At 55.5% G+C, this 22,313-nt stretch carries 27 protein-coding genes and 1 pseudogene; 8 read left to right on the top strand and 20 right to left on the bottom strand.

Annotated elements, in window-relative coordinates; translation table 11 throughout:
* Nucleotides 1–154 precede the first annotated feature (154 nt).
* Nucleotides 155–1,033, top strand: coding sequence for a DMT family transporter (locus AC0VXT_RS05470; protein ID WP_475547822.1), 879 nt, complete (start codon nt 155–157; stop codon nt 1,031–1,033).
* Between the two features lie 11 nt (nt 1,034–1,044).
* Here the strand turns inward: AC0VXT_RS05470 and AC0VXT_RS05465 are convergent, their stop codons facing one another.
* From AC0VXT_RS05465 to AC0VXT_RS05415, 11 genes and pseudogenes are all read right to left on the bottom strand, one after another.
* The gene (locus tag AC0VXT_RS05465) at nt 1,045–2,091 is read right to left on the bottom strand and encodes a DDE-type integrase/transposase/recombinase (RefSeq protein WP_475547821.1); all 1,047 of its coding nucleotides are present in this window, start codon (nt 2,089–2,091) and stop codon (nt 1,045–1,047) included.
* A 173-nt stretch (nt 2,092–2,264) separates the two neighbouring features.
* Nucleotides 2,265–2,459 carry a hypothetical protein gene (locus tag AC0VXT_RS05460; protein ID WP_475547820.1) on the bottom strand — a complete coding sequence of 65 codons (195 nt, stop codon included), beginning with the start codon at nt 2,457–2,459 and terminating at the stop codon, nt 2,265–2,267.
* A complete protein-coding gene (locus AC0VXT_RS05455) occupies nt 2,440–2,937 on the bottom strand; it encodes a hypothetical protein (RefSeq protein WP_475547819.1) in 498 nt (165 codons plus the stop codon). Before AC0VXT_RS05455 ends, AC0VXT_RS05460 begins: the two co-directional genes overlap by 20 nt.
* 82 nt (nt 2,938–3,019) lie before the next feature.
* The gene (locus AC0VXT_RS05450) at nt 3,020–3,901 is read right to left on the bottom strand and encodes a TIGR01459 family HAD-type hydrolase (protein ID WP_475547818.1); all 882 of its coding nucleotides are present in this window, start codon (nt 3,899–3,901) and stop codon (nt 3,020–3,022) included.
* Nucleotides 3,902–4,264: 363 nt separating this feature from the next.
* A pseudogene (locus AC0VXT_RS05445) lies at nt 4,265–5,311 on the bottom strand (quinone-dependent dihydroorotate dehydrogenase); the annotation flags it as partial.
* 97 nt (nt 5,312–5,408) lie between these two features.
* On the bottom strand, nt 5,409–5,858 hold the full coding sequence (locus tag AC0VXT_RS05440; RefSeq protein WP_475547817.1) for a hypothetical protein: 450 nt from the start codon (nt 5,856–5,858) through the stop codon (nt 5,409–5,411).
* Nucleotides 5,858–7,099, bottom strand: a complete 1,242-nt coding sequence (locus AC0VXT_RS05435) for an MFS transporter (RefSeq protein ID WP_475547816.1) — start codon at nt 7,097–7,099, stop codon at nt 5,858–5,860. The genes AC0VXT_RS05440 and AC0VXT_RS05435 overlap by 1 nt, the downstream gene beginning before the upstream one ends.
* Nucleotides 7,100–7,106: 7 nt before the next feature.
* Nucleotides 7,107–9,593 carry a TonB-dependent siderophore receptor gene (locus tag AC0VXT_RS05430; RefSeq protein ID WP_475547815.1) on the bottom strand — a complete coding sequence of 829 codons (2,487 nt, stop codon included), beginning with the start codon at nt 9,591–9,593 and terminating at the stop codon, nt 7,107–7,109.
* Between the two features lie 161 nt (nt 9,594–9,754).
* Entirely contained in the window at nt 9,755–10,852 is a 1,098-nt protein-coding gene (locus AC0VXT_RS05425; RefSeq protein ID WP_475547814.1) for a FecR family protein, read from the bottom strand.
* A gap of 143 nt (nt 10,853–10,995) precedes the next feature.
* Nucleotides 10,996–11,475 (bottom strand): sigma-70 family RNA polymerase sigma factor, encoded by a 480-nt coding sequence (locus tag AC0VXT_RS05420; protein ID WP_475547813.1) that lies wholly within the window; start codon nt 11,473–11,475, stop codon nt 10,996–10,998.
* 252 nt (nt 11,476–11,727) lie between these two features.
* Nucleotides 11,728–12,108, bottom strand: coding sequence for a winged helix-turn-helix transcriptional regulator (locus AC0VXT_RS05415; RefSeq protein ID WP_475547812.1), 381 nt, complete (start codon nt 12,106–12,108; stop codon nt 11,728–11,730).
* Nucleotides 12,109–12,284: 176 nt separating this feature from the next.
* Here AC0VXT_RS05415 and AC0VXT_RS05410 point away from each other — a divergent pair, with 176 nt between their 5' ends.
* Together AC0VXT_RS05410 and AC0VXT_RS05405 are read left to right on the top strand one after the other, a co-directional pair.
* Nucleotides 12,285–13,394 (top strand): NADH:flavin oxidoreductase, encoded by a 1,110-nt coding sequence (locus AC0VXT_RS05410; protein ID WP_475547811.1) that lies wholly within the window; start codon nt 12,285–12,287, stop codon nt 13,392–13,394.
* Nucleotides 13,395–13,545: 151 nt separating this feature from the next.
* Nucleotides 13,546–13,773: a DUF1413 domain-containing protein gene (locus AC0VXT_RS05405; RefSeq protein WP_475547810.1), complete on the top strand. Its 228-nt coding sequence runs from the start codon at nt 13,546–13,548 to the stop codon at nt 13,771–13,773.
* A gap of 16 nt (nt 13,774–13,789) precedes the next feature.
* Here the strand turns inward: AC0VXT_RS05405 and AC0VXT_RS05400 are convergent, their stop codons facing one another.
* Together AC0VXT_RS05400 and AC0VXT_RS05395 are read right to left on the bottom strand one after the other, a co-directional pair.
* Nucleotides 13,790–14,380 (bottom strand): exopolysaccharide biosynthesis protein, encoded by a 591-nt coding sequence (locus AC0VXT_RS05400; protein WP_475547809.1) that lies wholly within the window; start codon nt 14,378–14,380, stop codon nt 13,790–13,792.
* Between the two features lie 151 nt (nt 14,381–14,531).
* Nucleotides 14,532–14,891 (bottom strand): DUF952 domain-containing protein, encoded by a 360-nt coding sequence (locus tag AC0VXT_RS05395; protein WP_417824389.1) that lies wholly within the window; start codon nt 14,889–14,891, stop codon nt 14,532–14,534.
* Between the two features lie 196 nt (nt 14,892–15,087).
* On the opposite strand from AC0VXT_RS05395, the gene AC0VXT_RS05390 reads away from it, so the two are divergent.
* The 4 genes from AC0VXT_RS05390 (at nt 15,088) to AC0VXT_RS05375 (ending at nt 16,850) form a co-directional block, all read left to right on the top strand.
* A complete protein-coding gene (locus tag AC0VXT_RS05390; RefSeq protein ID WP_475547808.1) occupies nt 15,088–15,342 on the top strand; it encodes a hypothetical protein in 255 nt (84 codons plus the stop codon).
* Between the two features lie 419 nt (nt 15,343–15,761).
* The gene (locus AC0VXT_RS05385; protein ID WP_475547807.1) at nt 15,762–16,040 is read left to right on the top strand and encodes a type II toxin-antitoxin system Phd/YefM family antitoxin; all 279 of its coding nucleotides are present in this window, start codon (nt 15,762–15,764) and stop codon (nt 16,038–16,040) included.
* On the top strand, nt 16,037–16,354 hold the full coding sequence (locus AC0VXT_RS05380) for a type II toxin-antitoxin system RelE/ParE family toxin (protein WP_475547806.1): 318 nt from the start codon (nt 16,037–16,039) through the stop codon (nt 16,352–16,354). Before AC0VXT_RS05385 ends, AC0VXT_RS05380 begins: the two co-directional genes overlap by 4 nt.
* A gap of 100 nt (nt 16,355–16,454) precedes the next feature.
* Nucleotides 16,455–16,850, top strand: a complete 396-nt coding sequence (locus AC0VXT_RS05375) for a hypothetical protein (RefSeq protein ID WP_475547805.1) — start codon at nt 16,455–16,457, stop codon at nt 16,848–16,850.
* Here the strand turns inward: AC0VXT_RS05375 and AC0VXT_RS05370 are convergent.
* The 6 genes from AC0VXT_RS05370 to terL all read right to left on the bottom strand — a co-directional run bounded on the left by AC0VXT_RS05370 (nt 16,844) and on the right by terL (nt 20,735).
* Nucleotides 16,844–17,185, bottom strand: a complete 342-nt coding sequence (locus AC0VXT_RS05370) for a hypothetical protein (protein WP_475547804.1) — start codon at nt 17,183–17,185, stop codon at nt 16,844–16,846. The two genes, AC0VXT_RS05375 and AC0VXT_RS05370, sit on opposite strands and share 7 nt — an antisense overlap.
* Before the next feature lie 29 nt (nt 17,186–17,214).
* On the bottom strand, nt 17,215–17,703 hold the full coding sequence (locus AC0VXT_RS05365) for a 3TM-type holin (RefSeq protein WP_475547803.1): 489 nt from the start codon (nt 17,701–17,703) through the stop codon (nt 17,215–17,217).
* Nucleotides 17,704–17,717: 14 nt separating this feature from the next.
* Nucleotides 17,718–18,170, bottom strand: coding sequence for a cell wall hydrolase (locus AC0VXT_RS05360; protein ID WP_475547802.1), 453 nt, complete (start codon nt 18,168–18,170; stop codon nt 17,718–17,720).
* Nucleotides 18,167–18,460, bottom strand: coding sequence for a hypothetical protein (locus AC0VXT_RS05355; protein ID WP_475547801.1), 294 nt, complete (start codon nt 18,458–18,460; stop codon nt 18,167–18,169). The genes AC0VXT_RS05360 and AC0VXT_RS05355 overlap by 4 nt, the downstream gene beginning before the upstream one ends.
* Nucleotides 18,461–18,629: 169 nt before the next feature.
* Entirely contained in the window at nt 18,630–18,935 is a 306-nt protein-coding gene (locus tag AC0VXT_RS05350) for a hypothetical protein (RefSeq protein ID WP_101302330.1), read from the bottom strand.
* Nucleotides 18,936–19,241: 306 nt separating this feature from the next.
* Nucleotides 19,242–20,735: a phage terminase large subunit gene (gene terL / locus AC0VXT_RS05345; RefSeq protein WP_475547800.1), complete on the bottom strand. Its 1,494-nt coding sequence runs from the start codon at nt 20,733–20,735 to the stop codon at nt 19,242–19,244.
* Nucleotides 20,736–20,910: 175 nt separating this feature from the next.
* On the opposite strand from terL, the gene AC0VXT_RS05340 reads away from it, so the two are divergent.
* Nucleotides 20,911–21,219, top strand: a complete 309-nt coding sequence (locus AC0VXT_RS05340) for a GIY-YIG nuclease family protein (protein WP_475547799.1) — start codon at nt 20,911–20,913, stop codon at nt 21,217–21,219.
* Nucleotides 21,220–21,250: 31 nt separating this feature from the next.
* Here AC0VXT_RS05340 and AC0VXT_RS05335 read toward each other — a convergent pair whose 3' ends face one another.
* Nucleotides 21,251–22,264 (bottom strand): DDE-type integrase/transposase/recombinase, encoded by a 1,014-nt coding sequence (locus tag AC0VXT_RS05335; protein WP_475547798.1) that lies wholly within the window; start codon nt 22,262–22,264, stop codon nt 21,251–21,253.
* Nucleotides 22,265–22,313 lie beyond the last annotated feature (49 nt).

Here is a 22,313-nt window from a genome sequence, read left to right as displayed (position 1 = left end):
TAAGGCCGGACAGCCCGGATGGCACATCCCTGTCCCAAGAAAAACAGCCATGTCTGTGGCTTCTTTTCTGGCCTAACCCCGCAGTTTCACCTAAAGCTACATGTAAAAGGCGTCAGCACAATCAAACGCCAAACGCGAAACGCAGGGCACGGAAATGACCACCGATCATCAAAGACAGCATAACCTGACGGGCATCCTTCTGATGTGTGCCGGGGTCGCCGCCCTTTGCATCAATGATGGCTTGGCCAAAAGCCTGATGGATCACTATTCCCCGATCCAGATCATTTTCCTGCGCAATGTTATTGCCCTGCCCTTTGCCGTGATGCTGGCGCTTAAAATGGGCGGGCGGCGTGCCCTTCGATCCCATCGCATCGGCGTACATTTCCTGCGCGGCTTGATCTGGATTACCGCAACGGTTCTGTTCTTTACCAGCATCCACCTCATGGGATTGGCCGAGGCCACCGCCATTGCCTTTGTCGCCCCGCTGTTCATCACCGCAATTGCCGCCCTGTTTATCGCCCCGGTTGGCTGGCGACGCTGGATCGCGGTTGTGATTGGCTTTGTCGGGGTATTGGTGATTGTCCGCCCCGGTGCGGCAAGTTTCGAACTGGTCTCGCTCCTGCCCGTTGCGACGGCCTTTACCTATGCGCTTTTGATGCTCAGTGCCCGCTTTGTCGATACCCGCGAAAGCATGTGGACGCTGCTTTTGTACCTCAGTGCCACCAGCGCCATTCTGACCGGATCCATCGTCACCTTCTTCTGGACGCCAATACGCGCCGAAGACCTCTGGCTGTTTGCCGCCATCGCGTTTTTTGGCACCGGCGGCATGACCATGATTACACAGGCCTTCCGCGTTGCCGAGGCACCCACCGTTGCCCCGTTTGACTACACCGCCCTCGTCTGGGCCACCGGCCTTGGCTGGTTTTTCTGGGGTGAAACACCCGACGCCCTGACCTTTGTCGGGGCCGCCATCATCACCGCAAGCGGCATCTTCATCATCTTCCGCGAAAGCAAGGTTGAGGCGCAAAGCTAACGCCCGCCAAACTATGTACGCGGCATTTCCCAGCGCACGTGCCCGTACATCGAGACACCCGCCTTCGCGGGTGTGACGCAAAGCTGGATGCTTCCGGGCACCGTCATCCCCGCGAAGGTGTTGTGTCCCGTGAGATTAAGAAGTGCTTCCAAAGGAGCCTTGTAACCGAGGGATCTCAATCGTGTTCTGTTATAGTTGTCGATGAAGGTTCTTATGAAGCCGTTGCGTTCGACGTGAGTTGAGAAGCGATTGCGTCCGGCATTTTTTCCGTTTGCGGGGGCATTTGCGAGGGCTTCGCCGAGGCGACGGTTGAAACGCTCGACCTTGCCATTGGTCTGTGGTCGATAGGGACGGGTCAGCTTGTGCTTGATCCCGTGGGCGGCGCAAACTTTGTCGAAAGCGTGCTTTCCGGTTCCTTTGCTGCGCGTTGTCCAGCGGGCATCGCCAAACCGGTCGGTGAATTCCGAACCGTTATCGGTCAGCACGGTGTGAACAGGATAGCCAAAGGCTTCAAGGAACCGCTCGAGGCAGGCCGCAATGGTTTCGGCGCTTCGGTCCTGAACGATCTCAACATGGGCAAAGCTTGTCACCCGTTCGATGGCAACAAAGACATAGGCTGGTCGCCCTGAGATCCGGGTCAGATGCTTGAGATCGACATGGACATAGCCAAACGTCACTGGCTCGAAAGTCTGCGACACCTGTTTAGGGGGGGCAGGCCTGCCAGAGACGTCATGGCGTTTGAGGCAGCGATGTAAAGACGAGCGCGAGATATCGGCCCGCACACAGCGGTGCATGACTTCCAGAATATCGTCAATGGACAAGCCAAGCCGGGAGCGTAGTTCAACGGCGATTTCTTCCTCGCAAGCGTCAAAGCGCGTCTGGATCCGTTTTGGGCGATGCGAGTGGTCCTCAACATCGGCCCGGCCTTTCCATCGTCGGATGGTGGTCGCGCTTACGCCGAGTTCCACGGCCAGTTCGGCAACGGAAGCACGGCTGGCTTGAATATAGGCGCGCGTGCGTGGCGTTGTGGTGGCATTGGCATGCAGCTTCAGATCCATGATACAGCCCTCTTCTTGAGATAGGCCATGCCTCTTTCTACACTATCACTATACAACCAATCATCCGAAATAAAACACGAAGGCGGGGATCTCACCCCACACGCTCCACCCCAAAACAAAAAAACCGCCTTCCATCAGAAAGCGGGCAAACAGACATCACTTGAAAATCAGCCTCAGTAATTCGCCTTGAACGTTGGTTCTTCGCCCCGCTCCGCAGCAGCCGCTTCAATATTTCTGAGCAGCGCACGTTTGCTTTCGGTGCGGTATTGCCCTGAATTACGCACAACATAATCCTGCCCGGAATAGCCAAGTTCGGCCTTTTTCCGTTCAATGGACTCTCCAAGCTCTTTAAGCGTTGTTCTGCGCATTGATATATTCTTCCAGAAAGGCCAGCCCGAAGTCACCAGCCGTTTCATCATTGATCCTTTGATCAAGATAAGACTTATCGACGTTTTCTGCAAGTTTCAGCAATTCTGCAGCTTGCATCAGCATGTCGTGGCGCATGCTTGGTGGAGCATTATACTGCCCCATACGATCAGCAATCAGATCTTCAATCGACAGAAAGCTGACATTTGTTCCTTCTTCAAGGTCCACAATCAGCACACGGTCCTGATCGGCATGGCCTTCCATAAGCTGACGCCCAACCACCTCAACGCCAAAACCAAGTTCAACATGCTGAAAGCCACGTGCAAATGCCCCAAAGCCAACACTTCGCGCAAACCCGACCTGCTCCAAGGCCTTCTCAAAAAACTCCTGCCACGGGGTCACAACATCAATATCGCCAGAAACGATTGCCCCTTGAGTATACAGTTCGACAGCAGCACCACCCACGATAACCGGACGCATGTGCCCCTCACTTTCAACAAGATCGAAAGCACGAGACAATAACTTCAGAACGTTCAACGAAATCATTCCGATACGCCATAGCTCACCAACAAAAATCCCCCATCGCATAGGTAATGTGACGATCCGTCGCCGCCAGCAGCGCATCCAGCTTGCCCTTGTCGGGCAACGTCCCGCGCGGCGCATCCAGTTCCTCGGCATGAATGCCGCCCGTCACCAGTACGACATCCAGCCCGGCATTGTTCGATCCGGTAATGTCGGTCGAAATGCTGTCACCGACCACCAGCAACTTCGCATCCGGGCCCTTATCAAACGCCTGCAGGCAGAAGTCATAAGCACTGGCAAATGGCTTGCCTTCCCAGCGGACATTGCCGCCAAGTTCTTCGTACCGTCCGGCAATTGCGCCGGCGCAAATGATGCGTTCCCCGCCCCGAATCACTTCGCGGTCCGGGTTCGGGCACAGCACGGGCAAATCGCGGGCTTTAAGCGCATGCAAAAGGTCTTCGTATTTCGACACCGGATCATGATCGTCGTTCGGGCCGGTCACCAACACCCAGTCGGCATCCTCAATCGTTTTAACGATCTCGACATCCTGCTGCTCAAACATCGACATATCACGCACCGGACCAACCATAAGCACCTTACGGCCAAGCTCGGCATACCAAGGATCAGACCGCGCAACGAGCTGGGCATAGGCAATCTCGCCCGAGGCCACGGCGGGACCATATAAATCCCGCGCAATGCCCATATCTTCCATGCGCGCCGTCACGACCGAAGACCGGCGCGGCGCGTTGGACAGGAGTGCGACGGGCACACCGGCCTTTTTAAGCGCTTCCATCGCCGGGATGGAGCTTGGATAGGGTGTTACCCCATCATGCACCACCCCCCAAAGATCAAGGATCACGGCATCGTAATTACCGATGACTTCAGAAAGGCCATTGATCATTTTATAAGGCGTGGTCGGCATGTGTGTTTCCGTTTCTATTCAAACGTTTGGTTTGGCACTGTCATTCCCGCAAAGGCCAGGACGTAGCTCTCACAGCAAGGCTTATTCTTTCGCCGGATCCGTCTTGGAAGCCGCCGGTTTGCGCGCCTTCGTCGTGGAGGCCGGTTTGCGTGGCTTCGCCGCTTGCGCAAGCTTGCGCGTTTTAGGAGCTTGCTTCGGCTTTGTTTCGCTGGCCGTTTGCGCTGCGCCGGTTGCATTAGCTGCTTGCGCAGGTTCGCTCGCCGTCTCCGCCTTGGCCGCCTGTACTTTCTTGGCTGCGTGGGCTTCCTTCGCCGCACGGGCCTCATCCACCGGAATACCCTTGCCCGAAATTTCCGGGAAGGCCGCCCCGACCGCGTCACTCACATTGGCAAAGCCATCTTTGCGCAACCGCCGCACAAGGTCTTCCTTGATCTCGGTGACAAGATCCATCCCGTGATAGACCAGCGAGGAATAAAGCTGTACCAGCGACGCACCATTGAGAATCTTCTCATAGGCATCCTTGCCCGATGCAATCCCACCCACCCCGATCAGTGGCACTTTGCCCTCAGTCAAACGGTAAAAATCGGCCAGAACCTTGGTCGATGGCGCCATCAACGGCGGGCCGGAAAGACCACCTTTTTCATCCTGATCATAGGAATTAAGCCCCACCGGACGGTCAATCGTCGTGTTTGAAACAATCATCCCATCCAGCTTGACCTTAAGCACCACGGCGGCAATGTCGGATTTATCCTCATCGGTCAAATCCGGTGCCACCTTAAGCAGGACCGGAACCCCCTTGGCAAAGCTATCGCGCGCCTTGATCACCGCACGTAGCAGCTTTTCAAGCGGCGCACGGCCCTGAAGGGCGCGCAGGCCCGGCGTGTTGGGCGAAGACACATTGACCACCAGATAATCGGCATAGGGGCCAAGGGCTTCGACCCCCTTGGCATAATCAGACGCGGCATCTTCGGAATATTTGTTTTTGCCAAGGTTCGCCCCCAGCACACCGCGACGCGCCCGCTTGCGCAGGCGCGCAGCCACCACATCCGCGCCCTCATTATTAAACCCCATGCGGTTGATCACCGCCCGGTCGGAATAAAGTCGGAAAAGACGCGGCTTGGGATTTCCCGGCTGGGCCAACGGGGTTATCGATCCGATTTCAACAAACCCGAACCCATGTGAAAGCGCGGCATTGGGGACTTCGCCGTTTTTATCAAACCCGGCAGCAAGACCAACCGGATTGGCAAATTTGCGCCCGAACACGTCGGTCTCAAGACTGGGCGTCGCATCGGTTGCATCATCGGCGCGCGGCACCAGATTGTTTTTCAACGCCCAGATCGCCAGACCATGTGCAGTCTCCGCATCGATCCAGCGGACAATCGGCAAAACCAGTGACTTATACCACCCCACGCGACAGCTCCTTGATACTTCAAACACCAGCCCTTTTCTTACGCGCGGTGGTGCGGGAGGGCAAGGAACAATCGCCCCTTGCCCTGTCCGGAAAACATCAGGAAGCAGGAACAAGCATCCGCCGGGCGCTCCTAATCGCTCCGTCACGGGTTTGAACAACTTTCATCGGGAAGTTGAACAACCGGCCCATGATCGTGCCAATCCGCTTGGTCAACAAGGCCCCAAGCACTTCGTCCTGCGTGATATAGACATATCCCTTGCAATAGGTATTAAGCGCGACGCGTTGGTTTTTAATCCAGATATTGGACGTCTTTTCATCTTCGTGCGGTTCGTCATCATGATCGTGACTGGCCGGCGTCCAAACCGCCACAAACGGCACCTTTTGCTCAAGCACCCGATCCAGTCCGTCAAGCACCCCCTGAACACGGTCCGTTTCATCAAGTTCGGGAAAGCGGACAAACACAATCGGCCAATGGCTCAGATCAAAGAAATCCGACCGTGGCAAAGGGCCAGTGAAGCCAGCGGCAGCAGTATTTTCAACAGACATCAATCATTTCTTCCAAGAAGGGTCAGCAAAAGCAAAACCATCACAATCAGGGCAACCGAGCCCGCACCGTAAAACAGCCCCCAGTTCACAAGCGGCACAATCTGCGCCGCCCCAACGGTCATCAAAGTGCTGGCAAACCGGCTGATGCCGTAATAGGCGGCATAGTCGGTTGCCGGTTGCGAACCCGCCGACCAGCCAAGAATTTTGGTGGCAAGGGTGACATAAACCCCGCTGACCCCCGCTCCGATGGCAATCGCCCCAACAATCGCGACCATCTGGTTTTCAAACATAAAGCCAACGGCCATGCCGACAATGGCAGCAAAGGCGATCGCTGCAAAAATCAGCATGCTGCGCAAAAGCCCCAGATACCGCATCAACGGGATGGAAACGAATGACGTCACCAACATCGACAACGGACCAAGAGTGCCAACAATCCAGCCGATTTGCGTAATCGGCACCCCAATATCCACCAACATCAAACGGTTAAGCCCGACAAGCGGAAACATGATGCAACAGGCCACGGTCAGTAAGACCAGCCGCATCCGCAATTCAGGGGTTCGAAGCAACCTGAGCAGGCTGGCACGGCCGCCGCTTTCTTCTGTGTGGCTCAGCCCTGCCGTTCGGTCATCCAACCGCGCAAGTGTCAGAACCGGACAAAGTAAAACGCCAAGGACGGCTGCCAAGACCAAAAAGGTCACGTGCCAGCCCAGATCCCCTGCAAGGGCGACAAAAATACCGCCGCCCAGCATCGACCCGCCCGACAATGCCGCAAGTTTGGTTGCCGACGCGGTTGACCGCCAATCGGGCGCAACCACCCGGACGGCCAACGCATCAAGCGCGATATCCATCGTGGCAATTGCCAGCACAATGCCAAAGCCCATGGCGAAAAGGGCCAAGGGGGCTGTGCCTTGGTTAAAGGCAACAATCACCAACCCCAAAACGGCAACCGCCTGCATGGTGACGATCCAACCGATCCTGCGCGACAAAAACGGCAAGCGCACGCGATCAATCAGAGGTGCCCACAGGAATGTCAGCCCAAAAGGAAGGTATAAAAGATACACCCAGCCTGCCGTAGCAATATCAACCCCTTGCGCCCGCATAACCGTGGGGAGGCCACCATTGACCACCCCCATGACCACACCGAACCCGACATAAAGCGCATTAAGCCCAAACAGGATCAGAGCATGTTCTCGTCGCGTCGAGACATTTCTGTCCAGCACACCTGCAGTGACGTCAGACATCACCGCCTCACCATTCATATTTCAAAGAAACATAAACAGTCCGGCCATTGCCATAGTTACAGAAGTTGTTAGCAAGACAGGTGGCATAGGTTTCATCGGCAAGGTTGGAAACATTCAGCTGGGCCGAGATATTTTCCATACGGCTGTCAATCGCCCCAAGGTCATAGCCCAGCATTGCATCAAACAGGGTGTAGTCCGCCACATCAATACGACGCGCACTTGCACTCGCGGCATTCGGACTGTACCCGCCTACCGTTTCCCCGACATAGCGCACGCCACCACCAATCGTCAGGCCATCCACAAAGCCACGATCAAATTTATGATCAAGCCAAAGGGATGCCGTCATATCGGGAATGGCAACCGGCGCATCGCCAAGATCATTGACGACACTTTTGGTGATTTCAGCATCCGTGAAGGTAAAGTTGGCAATCGCGTTTGTTTGCTCAGTCAGGGCGACCTTGGCTTCAAACTCCACACCTTTGGACTTTACTTCACCCGTTTGATAACGCTGGTTCGGGTTGATCTGGCTAACAACATCTTCCTGTGTGATGTCGAAATAGGCCAAGGTAAACAGGGCATCAAAGCTGGTCGGTTCATATTTCAAACCAACTTCATATTGCTTGGCCGTGGTCGGATCCATTGCATCGCCGTTATTGTCGGTCCCGCTGACCGGCAAATAAGACGTTGCATAGCTGACATAAGGCGCAATGCCATTTTCAAAGTTATAGACCGCACCGGCTTTCCAGCTAAACGCGTCATCATTCTGGGTTTGACGAACGTTTGTCCGATTGTTGTCCGTTACCGTCTCAACACTGTCATAGCGCCCACCAAGCAGGAAATTCCAGTTCCCGATATCAACCTGATCCTGCACATAAAGCCCGGACTGACTGATGGTCTGGTCCTGATCTACGAACGGTGACAGGGAGATCGAGGTGGCAACACCGTAAACCGGGTTAAGATAGTCGATTGTCGGCGCAGTCGCCCCATAGAGACGGTATTGCGAGGAATCCGAGTATTTGTAATCAAATCCGAACAGCGCCGTATGATCGATCTCGCCAGTGGTAAAATCCGCCTGTGCTTGCAAATCCGAACTGACACCACGGGTCTGCTCGTCCGTCGTCAGCGCGTAACGGTTAATGGTGTGATTATCGGCCGCAAGGCTGCTGGTCATGACATCCTTGGTCATGACATCAATGTCGAGATAACGCAGATTGTGGCGAAACGCCCAAGTATCGTTCAGGACATGCTCGAACTCATAACCAACGGAAAACTGTTCACGATCAAAATCCGAAAAGGCCGGATCGCCATCGTTAAAACTACGCGGAATGTCCCCCGCCGGACTGCTCCAAACCGTCCCGACCGTTGGCAGAACGCCGTAATATCCGCCTTCCGGGTCACGTTGATAATGGGTCAATAAGGTCAGGGTTGTGTCATCGGTCGGCTTCCATGTAACCGATGGTGCGACATAGACGCGCTGTTCCTCGGTATTGACCACTTGGGTTTCGCTGTCACGACCCAGTGCAACAAACCGATAAAGCAGCGAATTATCGTCGGTTACCGGCCCGGAAACATCAAGCGCTGCCTGATAGCGGTTATGACTGCCAACAAGAACCTCCACTTCGCCGCGGGCGTCCTCGGTTGGGCGTTTGGTCACGGAATTAACCAGCCCCCCCGGCATGGCCGAACCATAGGTGGTTGAAGACGGCCCCTTTAGAACTTCGATACGCTCAACACCATATGTGTCGCTTTGCGCAATGGCATAGCCCGGCCCGCGTAACATGCTTAACCCATCCTGATACTGGATCGGATCACTTGGCGAGCCAAACCCGCGAATATAAGGAATGTCATACCGTGATGCCGACCCGCGCACTTCTGCTGCAATACCCGACGTATAGCGCAGGGATTGCGAAATGCTTTGCGCTTGCTGGACTTCAACCTGATCGCGTGTAACCACCGAAATCGACTGTGGCGTTTCAAGTAATGGCGTGTTGGTTTTGGTCCCGGTGACACTACGTGTTGCGATATATCCATCGACGACATCGGTTTGTGCCCCGCGCCGCGAACTTGCCTCGACAACAACCGGATCAAGTAGTTCGGCCCCTGCCTGCCCACCGGCAGTCCGTTGGATTTCAACAGTTGACCGCGACACAGTGAAATACAGCCCGCTTCCCGACAACAATTGACGAAGGGCCGTTTCACCTGGCATCTCCCCGATGACCGAAGGTGCCGAAATGTCGCGGGCAATATCGCCATTGACCGTCACCTGAACCCCGGACTGCTGACCAAATGCGACCAACGCATCTGTCAAAGGCTGTGCTGGAATATTGAAACCCTGAACGGCCCGGAATTTTTCGGAAAATGCCCCGGATGCCGACGTTTCCTGTGCCTGAACCGGGACAGTTGAACAAACAGTACTCAATGCTGTCGTAATCGCCAGCGCACCTGCAAAAGCAACCTTTCGGTTGAGCCCCCAAAAACAGGTTCTTTCCCCCATACTCACGTCTCGTTCCACCTTGTTTTGATATGTTGATATCCTGCGCCATCAATAATGCGATTGCATATCAATAGCGCCTCTATAGATGGAACGACACCTGTTGGGAATTTTCTCTAAAAATTTGTGATTTTTCTTTAAGCCACTGTTTTTAAGCGATTAAATCACCGTGAAACAACAACAATCCAGGGTGAGATTTGCCACATATCGGCATTCTGGGCCCGGACAATGCCGTATAAGGCTTCCAAAGGATCGGCCAGATTGTAAACCCCCGTCACCGGCTGATCTGACAAGGCATCATCAAGCACGATAATCTTGCCATCATAATACCGGCGCAGTTGATCAATCACGACGCCAAGTGGCTGATCGCGGGCAATCAGCTGGTTCTGCCGCCACGGCGCAACATGGCTGACCGGCTTGTCGGTCCGGGCCGCACCGCCTGTCCACTTCACATAAACCGACTGGCCCGCGCCAAGGGTTTCTGTCACAGGCGGCAAATCATCATTGATATAGTCAACACGCACGCGCCCATGTTCAACAGAGACATCAACACCATATTCGCCGCGTGAAACGTCAAATGCCGTGCCAAGAACAATGGTTTCGACATCTTGTGTTTTGACACGAAACGGGCGTTCGCGATTGGGGGTCACGTCAAAAAAGGCTTCCCCATCGAGCAACCGCACATTCCGTTCACCGGCCTGATAGGCAACGGTGATCGCACTTTCCGGGGCCAGTGTGACCGCACTGCCATCTTCAAGCATGACGGTGCGAATTTCCCCCGTCCCCGTCGCGTAATCCGATTGCAAATTACGCACAACCGCCGGGCCGCTCAGCACCACCGCAACAAGACACGCCGCCAGCGCCATTCCCGCCCCAGCATAAGTCGTCAACCGTCCCAAGCGACCAATGCGCCGCGATTTGCGCGCAATGGCCCCATTACGGGCATTTGGCGACGACGGGTAAACATCTCTGACGGGATCGACCTGATCGCGCGGATTTCCCTGTGCGTCGCCCCGAACTTCGCCCCGGACCTCGCCAAGAAGCGGCTGCCATTTTTCACCATGGGCCGGCGTTGCCTTGTCCATGGCATCGGATGCCTGCCCCATGGCGTACCATGCCGTTTGATTGACGGGGTTCTGCGCAAGCCATGCCTCGAAATCACGGCGCAGCATCGCATCGTCGGGTTCCTCCCCAAGCAGGAGAAACCAGTCCGTTGCCTCGCGCGATGCGATTTTCTCGCTCTGTTGCGTGTCCGCCGTCATACGCTTCCTTCAGCCCCGCCCCAGACAAACCGGGACGCCCGTGGCGCGTAATTGCCATTCCAAAAGCGGTCCAGTGTTCTGCCCCCTAATGACTAAACGCATTTCACGCGCATTTTTATAAAAGTTTCCCAATCCGGACAAGATCACGGCCATCCGAGCTTCTCCTTGCAATGCTGCAAGACATCGGCCACCAGCCGGTGTGCAAGCGGAAGGGAAATGTCCAAAGCAACAGCAATTTCGCGCAGCTTGGCCCCGCCAAAACGATGCATCTCGAACGCAATTCGACTGCGTTCGGGCAATTCATCCAAGGCCTCCATCACCAGCGCATATTCGTCCTTGTAAAGGGCAACCGTTTCCGGCGACGGCGCACTGTTGGCCGACATATTTGCAGCGGCTTCAAAGTCGTCACTGGTGATGACCTGGCTTTCGCGTTTCAAACGCCGGTTGCCATCAAATGCCAGATTACGAACAATTCGAAAAAGGTAACTGGTGGAATCTTCAAGAAACCGCCCGCTTGATGCTTCATGGAACCGAAGCCACGCCTCCTGGACCACATCTTCAGCCTGCGCACGATTGCCAACGATGCTGCTGGCATAATTCAGCAGTGCGCGGCGGTGCGTCACAAAGATATCCAGACTGTTTGGCGTTTTGCCCAAAGCTGCTTATTCCTGCGTTTCCAGCCCCCTGCTGCTCCATTCCAAAGCACAGGCACCCTACGCATCAACAAATTCAAATGCGGATCATTCGCAAACACATCTAAATGCTTGTTTAAAACAGTGCAACAGTTATTCACGCACCTTCATTTCGGCTACTGCGCAGTGTCGGGGCGAGGATGGCAAAAATGATTGATACAACAACAGCAGGATACAGCCCGTTTAGCCTGTGTTTTCCTTCCGCGCATCAAACGCCGCCCGCGCCGCCTCGACCTCGGGCATTTTATCATTGGTCCAGGCATAAAGTGCCTTAAACGGTTCAATCAGGGTCCGGCCAAGTGGCGTGATTTCATATTCGACCGCGACCGGCGATGTCGCAATCACGTGGCGCGCGATAATACCGTTGCGTTCAAGCTTGCGCAGCGTCTGGGTCAGGGCCTTTTGCGTGATCCCCTCCAGCCCGCGCTTGATCGCATTAAACCGAAGCGGCTCCTTGGCCAGCACCGCCAAAATCATCATCGACCATTTATCGGCAATCTGATCAAACAGCAGGCGCGACGGGCAGTCGGCACTAAATTTCTCAATCGAACATTCTTTCATCATCACATTTCCTCTTTCCGGTCCTCTTCCCGGCGCTTTGCGTCCCACATTCCCCACCCGTCATGGCGCGGGTGGTTTCCTCAAGTATACCTGGTTTCATAAAGGTGCCTCATTGACACCAAGTATATATCATATATCTAGTCTCCAACATAGACTTTCATAGTTTCGGAGGCTCTGCGATGAGCAACACAGACATTCTGTTTCAGCCCTTTGCGCTGAAATCCCTGACTTTGCCCAACCGTATCGTCATGGCGCCGATGACTCGGACCAAGGCCGAAAACGGCATTCCCGGTGCGATCAATGCCCAATATTATCGCAAGCGCGCCGAAGGCGGCGTTGGCCTGATCCTGTCGGAAGGCACGGTTGTGGACCGTCCGGCATCGCGCAATGATCCGGCCATTCCGTTTTTCCACGGCGCTGACGCCATGGCGGGCTGGGCCAATGTTGCCAAGGCCGTGCATGACGCTGGCGGCAAGATGGGCCCGCAAATCTGGCACACCGGCTCCACCCGCTATACCGAATGGGAACCAGATGCCCCGGTCGAAAGCCCGTCTGGCCTTGTTGGCCCGGATGAGCCGCGCGGTAACACCATGTCTGAGTTTGATATTGCCGACACCATCGCCGCCTTTGCCAAGGCCGCCCTTGATGCCAAAAACGCCGGCTTCGATACCTTTGAAATTCATGGTGCACATGGTTACCTGATTGATCAGTTCTTCTGGTCGGGCACGAATTTGCGCACCGATCGCTTTGGCGGCAAAACCATCAAGGAACGTTCCACCTTTGCCCGCGAAGTGGTCTCCGCCATGCGTGCGGCCGTTGGCCCGGACTTCCCGATTATCCTGCGTGTGAGCCAATGGAAACAGCAAGATTTCACCGCCCGCCTTGCCACCACCCCCGATGAAATGACCGATTGGCTTGGCCCATTGGTTGAGGCCGGGGTGGACATCATCCATGCATCGCAACGTCGTTTCTGGGAACCGGAATTCCCCGAACTGGATGGCGAAAAGGGCCTGAACTTTGCCGGTTGGGCCAAAAAACTGACCGGGGCCGCGACCATTTCGGTGGGTTCTGTCGGCCTGTCCTCGGACTTCATCGGCGCGTTTTCGGGCGAATCTTCGGAAAAGGCCGGTCTTGATGCCCTGACCGAGCGCATGGAGAAGGGTGAATTTGACCTGATCGCGGTCGGCCGTGCCCTGATCTCTGATGCGCAGTGGACCAACAAGGTGCAAAAAGGCGCGTTTGACAGCCTCGAAGACTTCAACCCCGCCGCCCTGGCCGAACTGGTGTAACCCGCAACCTTCTGCAACTATTTGCAACATCAACCGAAAACAGCCCGCCCGTCCCCGGCGGGCTGTTTTTTATGAGCCAACGTTAACACTGTTTAGTTTCGCGGGACCGGCTGCGGCTGCACCATACAGGAAAATATGGTACGCTGGCCCCATGCCAAAACTTGATATCAATGCCCTCATATCCGCCCTACAAACCCGCACCCCCGGCCCGTTTCACTTCCCCGAAATCTATGGTTCGGGGTGGGATCAGCTTTACATCGGCGATAAGGTCAAGCTGGGCCATGCCTTCATGGATGCCGTGCGGGCGGGCAAACTGCCCGGTGTGACCGATACGGGCAGCAAAAAGGATGGCGGGCGGCTTTATCACTGGGCCGGATGATGGCATGGATTAAGGCCTAACCCAACACCATCGGCCCCAAAAACACCACCGCCCCAGTGGTCAGGACAAGCCCGCCAATCATCAACGCCCCGTCACGCACCGTAATCGCCAAGCCAAACACCGCAATCGCCATCATCGGAATAATCCCGGCAAAGGGCACCATTTCAAACAACGGCACGGTGAACGACAGCACCAGACAGACAAGGGCCGCCACCCGGATGCCAATCGGCCCGGTCAGATGGGCCAACCGCCCGCCAAACCAGCGGTCCATGCGCTGTGCCGTCGGGGTCAACCGATCCATCGCGTGCTGAACCCGCGCGCCGTTAACACGGCGTTTTGCAATAAAGTCAGGCAGCCACAGGTGATCACGCCCCAACAGGATTTGCAGGGAAAAAAGCGCGATGATAATCGCCAGAAAGGCTGGCACCATCGGAACCCCCGACAATGGCGACACCCCGATCAGGGCCGGCAGGAACAAGGACGGCCCATGACTGCGCCGTCCAAATTCCGAAACCATATCGCCAACCGATACCATGCTGGCATCACGCCCGCGTTGACCAAGGCGCGCGACAATCTCGCGCACCGATGTGATGTCGGGCTTATCCATGCGGGTAGCCCTGCCAAAACTTGGCAGCCACAACTCCAGCCCCAAGCCGCGAACGCCCGACACATCTATAAAAAGGGTAAATACGCATATCCTGACAACGTCGCGCGGGGTGGTTTGGTTCCACCCCTGACGGTATCAGCAATAACGTGGCTTAACGCAATTCTTCGGGCAGCACATGCACCCCGTCATCGCCCAGCCGCACGTCATCAACGCGCGTGACATATTCCACCGACAGCACATCATAAAGATGCGGAAACAGCGTGCCACCGCGTGCGGGTTCCCATTTCAGCTTATCGGCAATCGGGGCGACCGGCACGCGCAGAAGCTTCAAATGATCACGCCCGGCATAATGCAGCGCAAGGGTTGCCGCCAACGTATCGCCCGTCGAAAAATGGATAAAGCCATCGGCAATATCGTGCGGCGCACCGTCATACTGCCCAGCAGACAATGCCTGCGCCCATTCGTCCGATCCAAGGACACGGTAAATCGTGGTGTGTGTTGTATTTGTCATGAGGGGAAAATAGGGGGTCTCACCCCTTTCAGCAAGGCCTTGCACAACCGCAACAGGAAACAAATCACTCCGACATCCGCCAGCCTACAAACTCCAACAATTGGACAACATACCAATGTATAGGAAATTCCGCATTTACGGGTAGGCTGAGTCAACAACATCACCTTCGCCCATGCCGAACAATAAAGGACCGGATATGAACCACGCAATGACCCTTCCTGAAAAACCGACGACCCGCACCCCGGTTGATCTCCCGGAAAACCGCCATCGCTGGGCCTCCAACGACGAAGTTAAAAAGCCGACCGTCATTCTGCGCGGCCCGAATTATCTGATCGATGTACCAGCCCCGGACCGCGCTGCCTCAAAGAAAAGCTCCCTGCCCACCATCGCGGCCTATGGCATCGCCGGCATCACGCTTGCCATCATCCTGATTGCCATTTATCTGCGCTGAGCATGGCTGTCACGACACTGCCTTCACCAAACGCCTGCATGAAACGCAACAACCCGCGATCCAGACCATCAATGGCAAGGCGTCTTTGGTGGTAATGGATGCCCGCCTGCGCGGGCATGACGGTAATCGTTAATGCGCATCACCTTTCCTCCCGTCACCCCCGCGAAGGCGGGGGTCCATACCGCCACGTGCTCCCTATCCCAACCTCTTATCCGCACTCCGCTTAACAACACTCACGCCCAAAACACCAAGCGCAATCCCCAAAATCGGGCTGGTATTGACCAACGCCGCACAAAGGCATCTTCGCAGCCAACTTCGGCGCGGATGGTGCGGTTGATGGTTTCACCCTATACACATCCTTTCACCTCCCCCAAAATCATGCTAAATTCGCATTCAATTAAATGCTTTAAAGGTGCAGCATGGACATTACCAAGGATATTCGCCCACTAACCGAGTTCAAACGCGACACGGTCGCCTTTACCAAACGCCTGCATGAAACACAGCAACCCGCGATCCTCACCGTCAATGGCAAGGCGTCTTTGGTTGTGATGGATGCCAAGGCGTGGCAGGACATGCAAAATCGGCTGGAATACACCGATGCGGTTGCTGGCATTCGCACCGGCCTGACCCAGATTGCCGATCAAAAGGGCGAAGACGCCGACAGCTTTTTTGACAACCTCACCAACCGCCACGGATGAAACATTATCGGGTCATCATATCGCCCAAGGCAGGCCGCGATATCATCGCAGCCTATGACTGGCTTTATGATGAAAATCCGACCTATGCCGCTCAATGGCGTGATGGCCTGCGTCACGCTGTGATGCGTCTGCAAACCCTGCCCTTTGCCCACGCTGTTGCTCCGGAAAGTGCCGAGTTCGATATGGAAATCCGTCACATGCTCTATGGGCGCGGCACACCGTGGCGGGTGTTTTACTGTATCAGCGAAGATCAGGTCTCAATCCTGCACGTCCGGCATGGACGGCAGGATTATTGGCGAACGGAGAACGACTGATCACCTCAAAATATGTTTCGCTCTTATTTGCCCAACGATTTAGCATTGCGAACGCGACAGCTACAGATGCTCAACAACCCCGATAGGGTCACTGCCCAAGATGACGCAGGATAATTTCGAAATACCACCCGGAATCGGACCACACAATGACCGGGAACTCGAACTGATGCTGCTCGGCACCAAGCCGATGGCGATGTTTTCAGATGCTGTTCATGTCAGCAACTATTTTCCAGATGCCGATTTCGCCCCACATGTCCAGGCAGGCACCATCATCCGCGTCAACGAAATCATCCCCGCAAAGCCATTTGACATGCGTTATCTTTTCTTTGCGTTGCCCGGCGAAGAATGGCGGATCGAAGAAGCATTGACTATGCGAAAGAATCTTTGGGCCGGAACCATTGAGGACCATAAAGCGAACGATAAGCGGATGGGGGAACTTTTGGGTTATAAAGCTGGAGACATTCAAACTTTTCTTGAGTATTCACAGCACTACTGACGCATTTTACTGAAGCAATCAGCACAGAAGAACGCGGAGTGAACACCTCCGTGAAGAACACCACACATACGACAACGTGTGAGATTAGCCAGCTTCAGGTACCTACTCAGATTTTTCTCAGTCACCCCTCCCGGCCGAATTTCACCATCGACTTTCAATCCGTGATCAGCTTGGAACCTTTTAATCCCTTCGAACAGCTCTGTTGTTGTGAAGGGCTGATCATTTTCAACAGTCACTCCTGCCGCACTGAGTGTTTTTCGTACAACCACTATGTCATCAATATCTGCAGCCGCGTTTGGAGCCAATATTGTGTTCAGCCTATAAGTTTTTTTCATCCTTACGCCTCATATTTTAGATCTGCACCCTACCCCAACTTCTTATCCGCACTCCGCTTCACCACACTCACACCAAGCACCCCAAGGGCAATTCCCCAAATCGGGCTGGTATTGACCAAGGCGGCGATGATGGCCGGCGCTTGTAGCGGGGTAAGGATAATAGCGGCCGCAATCGCCCCCATGGTCATGATCCAGGTTAGGGCCACCGCATAGCCAAAGCTCGGCCGCCAGCGGCGCACAAAGGCATCTTCGCTAGCAACCTCTGCCCGGATGGTGCGGTTGATGGATGTGAGTGTTTTGGTATCGCGCGCCAGCTCAATTTCGGCCATGCGTTCGGCATGGCGGTTGGCTTCAAGAATTTGCGTTGGGGTAACATCCCCCTTGGTCACGGCGTCTTCGACCTGTTTCAATGTATCGGCCGCCGTTTTGGCAATGGGATTGTCGATATGGTCCAGTCCGGCACCGACCGCTTTGATCAAAAGCGGCAGGCCAATCTGGGCGAGCAATGCGGGGATCATGAACTGGCTCCTTTTTACGAAATACCGCGATAAAACAAATGGTTGCCGATCTCGGCCACCGGCACATGGCCGCGCGCCCAATAGGGATCAACCGCATGGGTGTGATAATGCGTCGCCCCCTCGGTCACATCGGGCAAATCGCCCGTCACCGCACGGTTGGCAATGCGTTTACACAATCGGTACGCACGGTCGCGCGGGTTGACCGCGAGCAACTTTTTGCGGTTGGGATCGGCTTGGTTCCAGCAGGAAAACTGCCCCGGTTTGAGGCACACCGCCTTGATGTCATTACCCCACCAATAGCGCCCGCGCGATTTGGCGAACGCCACCCGGTTGAGGATAACGCATGCCACCGCCTCAATCCCGGCCAGCTCCTCGCCGCGTGCTTCGCCGTACAATGTACGCGCCAGAATTTCGGCATCCGACAGGGTTTCAACATCCGTTCGGGGAGAAAGGGTATCAATCGTCATTGGGAATATCCTTTATGTTCAAGCTTGGCCTCAATCCGCAACAGATGGCCAGTCAGGCGTTTTTCAATGTCTTTGAGGTACGGGATCGAAACGTAATTGCGCGCAACGTCGAGTTTAAATTCCGCCAACCCGTCGCGCAGGTCGCCAACGTCGCCTTCATGGCGGCTGCGCATGCGTTCAATCCGGCTGAGCAATTCCGAACGCATGCGCCAGTGCAGCCAGAACAGGCTGGCCACCGCCGGAATTTCGACCGCCGTGATCCACCAGATCACATCGACAGGTTGGGTCATGGGGGCCTCATACTTTTGGGAAATCAGGATCGGTCAGGATCAGGAAAGTCGCGTTTGGACAAAAAAAAGACCCGCAAACCAATCGGCTTGCGGGTCAGTTCAGGAGGTTATCTGACAAGAAAACATCCTTAAGGGAGGTCCGACATAAACTCTAATCAGGTCAGCGCACTCAGGCCGCCGGGCCTTTGATCTTTTCTTCCAGTTCCTGCCAGGCCTCGCCAGATGCGACAAGGCAACTCGGGCCGGACGGATAGGTGAACAAAATGGTCCAGGTTTGGCCGTCGGGCGCCTTAAGCACCTCGATCACCCCGCCATTGGATGTGACACCCACGGCAATCGGTTCTTCGGAATATTTCGCACTCAGGCTGCTGATGACTTTCGCACGGTCACCGCACACCGGGGACCCGGCATTGGCCGGGGATGCAACCGTAACGGCACCTGCCACCACGGCAATCAAGCTCAGTGTTTTCCACATGGTCAGGCCTCCTTGCAGTCAGGTGCGCCCAAAAGGGGCGTCTTGGTGTCCTGCACTGCTAAATTGATCAACAAATTGATCAAAAAATGAATTGGGGCCGCCTTCCGGCGACAGACCGCTGTCTGCCTTAACTGAAGTCACCTTTAGTATAGTAAATTTTGCCAAATACTATTCTTTGATATAATAAACGTAAGCATCAAATCTGAAAATTCCATGAATATTTCACATTTGTGATACGCATCGGCGCTAACCACTTGGCATTGTGAGAAAAGTTTTTTACTCCCTCACTGCCTGTAAACGGTCCCGTTACGGATTAAACCCGTTTTGGGCATTAAAAACACCGCCATATGCCCGCCAGTCGGCCCGTCTCAGCGGCATTTCCACCCGCGGCAGGCGCACCGGCTCGCTTAAAATACAGCCCGCCACCGCATCCAGCCCATCGTCATGATCCTTGCCATCGGGATGCCATTCACGCATCTGGCGGACAAACGGCGTTGTGCGGACCGGCTCATGCACATGCAGCAACCCCGCCCCCAGCACCGCGCCAAAGGCATCCTCGATCCGGGTCGCCTTATGGGCACTTTCATGATGTTCTACGACGCTCGCCGCCCATCCGATTGATTTAAGTTCGCGGCGCAGGATATTGGGCAAAAACCGGCCAATGCCATTGGTCTCCACCCGCACTGAGGGCAAATGATGCCCGGCCATAAAGTTTGCGACCTGCGCACAGAGCTGACTGGCTTCATCCATGCGCGCGCCATCCGTATCCTCTGGCACCACAGACGCCCGCAGCCACACCAGATCATGCAACCAGTATTCACCCTGATCACAGATATAAACGCAGGCCACCACCGCCCCGTCACCGGTCGCCGCGCCAAAGCTCGGATCAAAATGGCAGGCTGATGCCACCATATGACGATCCCCGATGCGCAGCCGAAGCCGCCCGTTGGCATGTTCAATCTCACGCGCCGCGTCATAGAATTTAAGCTTCGCGGGGTCGAGCATCCCGGCGACGGGGGCGATCATTTCAAGCATCATCTGGCTTTGAAACTTGCGCCGTGATGTGCGCGATTTAATCGCGGCAATCGCGCCCGCATCAAACCGTTCCGGCCAGTTTGACGCCCCATGCTCATTGACGATGGGCAAGGTAAACCGTGAAAAACCATTCAAAAACGGTGCCGCCTCACCCGTTTCCGGGCGGACCTCATCGGCATAGATCGAATAAAAACTGTGCGGCGTGCCGACATAAAGCTGCGTGCCACCCGGCGACAGCACATAGGAAATCTCACTCAATTTTTCGCGCAGTTCGGCGCGTTTATGGGCGGTATCGCTGTTTTTGGGCACCTCGACATCATCGCAAATCACCACATCGGCCCGCGATCCGGTGATATTGCCGCCAATGCCCACCGCCTGCATCGACGGATCACGCAAGACCGCATCGCGTTTGACCGTAAACCGCTCCGTCCCCCAATCGGCACTGCCACCCGGCACCAACCCGGCCAGAAGAGGATGGCGCTCCACAATGCGTTTGACGTTGCGCACCATCTTTTTCGCCAGCTCAAGATCGGCCGCCAGAACCAAAATGCGCACATCCGCATTGCCATACAGCACCCACGCACAAAACAACCCGACCAGCGTGGATTTCCCCGAACTGCGAAACGCCATCATCAACAACTCATGCGGCCCGGTTTTCCAGCAATCCTCGAGCCAGTGCGCCATCGCGCGATGATGGCTTGGCAACGATACCCCCAGCATCCGGTCCCAGATCCAGACGAATTCGGCAAAGCCCGCGATTGGCATGTCCCCTCCTGCAAACGACCCGCACGTGTCCAACTCTCGAGATGCCCGTCCCCACCTGCGCGGGGACAGGCTCTGCGCGGGCATGACGATTTGTTCTGTCCGGTCATTAAAAATTCCGTCATCCCCGCGACGGCGGGGATCTCGTGCCGCATACTCATAGGCCTCACCTGCGCAAATGTGCTACCCTCTCACCATGGATCAGCCATTTGTCTACATCCTCGCCAGCCGCCCAAACGGCACGCTTTACATCGGTGTCACCAGCGATTTACGGCAACGCATTTGGCAACACCGAACCGGCGCGGTTGCAGGTTTCAGCCACACATACAACGTCACCCAACTCGTTTACTATGAAATGCATGACACCATGGCGGACGCCATTTTGCGCGAAAAACGGCTGAAAAAATGGCGCCGCGCCTGGAAAATCCGCCTGATCGAAGAACATAATTCCGATTGGCACGATCTGTTTGATCAGATCAACGCCTGAGGATGTTACCCAACCGCACGCCACCTCTCCATCATTCCGACGCAGGCGGGGACGGGACCCCATATCCCCACACCGCATCAACGGCACCATGGATGCCCGCCTTTGTGTTGTGTCCCGTGAGATTAAGAAGTGCTTCCAAAGGAGCCTTGTAACCGAGGGATCTCAATCGTGTTCTGTTATAGTTGTCGATGAAGGTTCTTATGAAGCCGTTGCGTTCGACGTGAGTTGAGAAGCGATTGCGTCCGGCATTTTTTCCGTTTGCGGGGGCATTTGCGAGGGCTTCGCCGAGGCGACGGTTGAAACGCTCGACCTTGCCATTGGTCTGTGGTCGATAGGGACGGGTCAGCTTGTGCTTGATCCCGTGGGCGGCGCAAACTTTGTCGAAAGCGTGCTTTCCGGTTCCTTTGCTGCGCGTTGTCCAGCGGGCATCGCCAAACCGGTCGGTGAATTCCGAACCGTTATCGGTCAGCACGGTGTGAACAGGATAGCCAAAGGCTTCAAGGAACCGCTCGAGGCAGGCCGCAATGGTTTCGGCGCTTCGGTCCTGAACGATCTCAACATGGGCAAAGCTTGTCACCCGTTCGATGGCAACAAAGACATAGGCTGGTCGCCCTGAGATCCGGGTCAGATGCTTGAGATCGACATGGACATAGCCAAACGTCACTGGCTCGAAAGTCTGCGACACCTGTTTAGGGGGGGCAGGCCTGCCAGAGACGTCATGGCGTTTGAGGCAGCGATGTAAAGACGAGCGCGAGATATCGGCCCGCACACAGCGGTGCATGACTTCCAGAATATCGTCAATGGACAAGCCAAGCCGGGAGCGTAGTTCAACGGCGATTTCTTCCTCGCAAGCGTCAAAGCGCGTCTGGATCCGTTTTGGGCGATGCGAGTGGTCCTCAACATCGGCCCGGCCTTTCCATCGTCGGATGGTGGTCGCGCTTACGCCGAGTTCCACGGCCAGTTCGGCAACGGAAGCACGGCTGGCTTGAATATAGGCGCGCGTGCGTGGCGTTGTGGTGGCATTGGCATGCAGCTTCAGATCCATGATACAGCCCTCTTCTTGAGATAGGCCATGCCTCTTTCTACACTATCAC

It is taken from the genome of Thalassospira sp. Z349TD_5 (genome assembly GCF_056173045.1).
This window is presented reverse-complemented; position numbering and strand designations above follow the sequence as displayed.

What these genes read in the sequence shown, in the direction of transcription:
- AC0VXT_RS05470 (WP_475547822.1), top strand. Translation starts at nt 155, where the DNA reads ATGACCACCGATCATCAAAGACAGCATAACCTGACGGGCATCCTTCTG.
- AC0VXT_RS05465 (WP_475547821.1), bottom strand. Translation starts at nt 2,091, where the DNA reads ATGGATCTGAAGCTGCATGCCAATGCCACCACAACGCCACGCACGCGC.
- AC0VXT_RS05460 (WP_475547820.1), bottom strand. Translation starts at nt 2,459, where the DNA reads ATGCGCAGAACAACGCTTAAAGAGCTTGGAGAGTCCATTGAACGGAAA.
- AC0VXT_RS05455 (WP_475547819.1), bottom strand. Translation starts at nt 2,937, where the DNA reads ATGCGTCCGGTTATCGTGGGTGGTGCTGCTGTCGAACTGTATACTCAA.
- AC0VXT_RS05450 (WP_475547818.1), bottom strand. Translation starts at nt 3,901, where the DNA reads ATGCCGACCACGCCTTATAAAATGATCAATGGCCTTTCTGAAGTCATC.
- AC0VXT_RS05440 (WP_475547817.1), bottom strand. Translation starts at nt 5,858, where the DNA reads ATGTCTGTTGAAAATACTGCTGCCGCTGGCTTCACTGGCCCTTTGCCA.
- AC0VXT_RS05435 (WP_475547816.1), bottom strand. Translation starts at nt 7,099, where the DNA reads ATGTCTGACGTCACTGCAGGTGTGCTGGACAGAAATGTCTCGACGCGA.
- AC0VXT_RS05430 (WP_475547815.1), bottom strand. Translation starts at nt 9,593, where the DNA reads ATGGGGGAAAGAACCTGTTTTTGGGGGCTCAACCGAAAGGTTGCTTTT.
- AC0VXT_RS05425 (WP_475547814.1), bottom strand. Translation starts at nt 10,852, where the DNA reads ATGACGGCGGACACGCAACAGAGCGAGAAAATCGCATCGCGCGAGGCA.
- AC0VXT_RS05415 (WP_475547812.1), bottom strand. Translation starts at nt 12,108, where the DNA reads ATGATGAAAGAATGTTCGATTGAGAAATTTAGTGCCGACTGCCCGTCG.
- AC0VXT_RS05410 (WP_475547811.1), top strand. Translation starts at nt 12,285, where the DNA reads ATGAGCAACACAGACATTCTGTTTCAGCCCTTTGCGCTGAAATCCCTG.
- AC0VXT_RS05405 (WP_475547810.1), top strand. Translation starts at nt 13,546, where the DNA reads ATGCCAAAACTTGATATCAATGCCCTCATATCCGCCCTACAAACCCGC.
- AC0VXT_RS05400 (WP_475547809.1), bottom strand. Translation starts at nt 14,380, where the DNA reads ATGGATAAGCCCGACATCACATCGGTGCGCGAGATTGTCGCGCGCCTT.
- AC0VXT_RS05395 (WP_417824389.1), bottom strand. Translation starts at nt 14,891, where the DNA reads ATGACAAATACAACACACACCACGATTTACCGTGTCCTTGGATCGGAC.
- AC0VXT_RS05390 (WP_475547808.1), top strand. Translation starts at nt 15,088, where the DNA reads ATGAACCACGCAATGACCCTTCCTGAAAAACCGACGACCCGCACCCCG.
- AC0VXT_RS05385 (WP_475547807.1), top strand. Translation starts at nt 15,762, where the DNA reads ATGGACATTACCAAGGATATTCGCCCACTAACCGAGTTCAAACGCGAC.
- AC0VXT_RS05380 (WP_475547806.1), top strand. Translation starts at nt 16,037, where the DNA reads ATGAAACATTATCGGGTCATCATATCGCCCAAGGCAGGCCGCGATATC.
- AC0VXT_RS05375 (WP_475547805.1), top strand. Translation starts at nt 16,455, where the DNA reads ATGACGCAGGATAATTTCGAAATACCACCCGGAATCGGACCACACAAT.
- AC0VXT_RS05370 (WP_475547804.1), bottom strand. Translation starts at nt 17,185, where the DNA reads ATGAAAAAAACTTATAGGCTGAACACAATATTGGCTCCAAACGCGGCT.
- AC0VXT_RS05365 (WP_475547803.1), bottom strand. Translation starts at nt 17,703, where the DNA reads ATGATCCCCGCATTGCTCGCCCAGATTGGCCTGCCGCTTTTGATCAAA.
- AC0VXT_RS05360 (WP_475547802.1), bottom strand. Translation starts at nt 18,170, where the DNA reads ATGACGATTGATACCCTTTCTCCCCGAACGGATGTTGAAACCCTGTCG.
- AC0VXT_RS05355 (WP_475547801.1), bottom strand. Translation starts at nt 18,460, where the DNA reads ATGACCCAACCTGTCGATGTGATCTGGTGGATCACGGCGGTCGAAATT.
- AC0VXT_RS05350 (WP_101302330.1), bottom strand. Translation starts at nt 18,935, where the DNA reads ATGTGGAAAACACTGAGCTTGATTGCCGTGGTGGCAGGTGCCGTTACG.
- terL (WP_475547800.1), bottom strand. Translation starts at nt 20,735, where the DNA reads ATGCCAATCGCGGGCTTTGCCGAATTCGTCTGGATCTGGGACCGGATG.
- AC0VXT_RS05340 (WP_475547799.1), top strand. Translation starts at nt 20,911, where the DNA reads ATGTGCTACCCTCTCACCATGGATCAGCCATTTGTCTACATCCTCGCC.
- AC0VXT_RS05335 (WP_475547798.1), bottom strand. Translation starts at nt 22,264, where the DNA reads ATGGATCTGAAGCTGCATGCCAATGCCACCACAACGCCACGCACGCGC.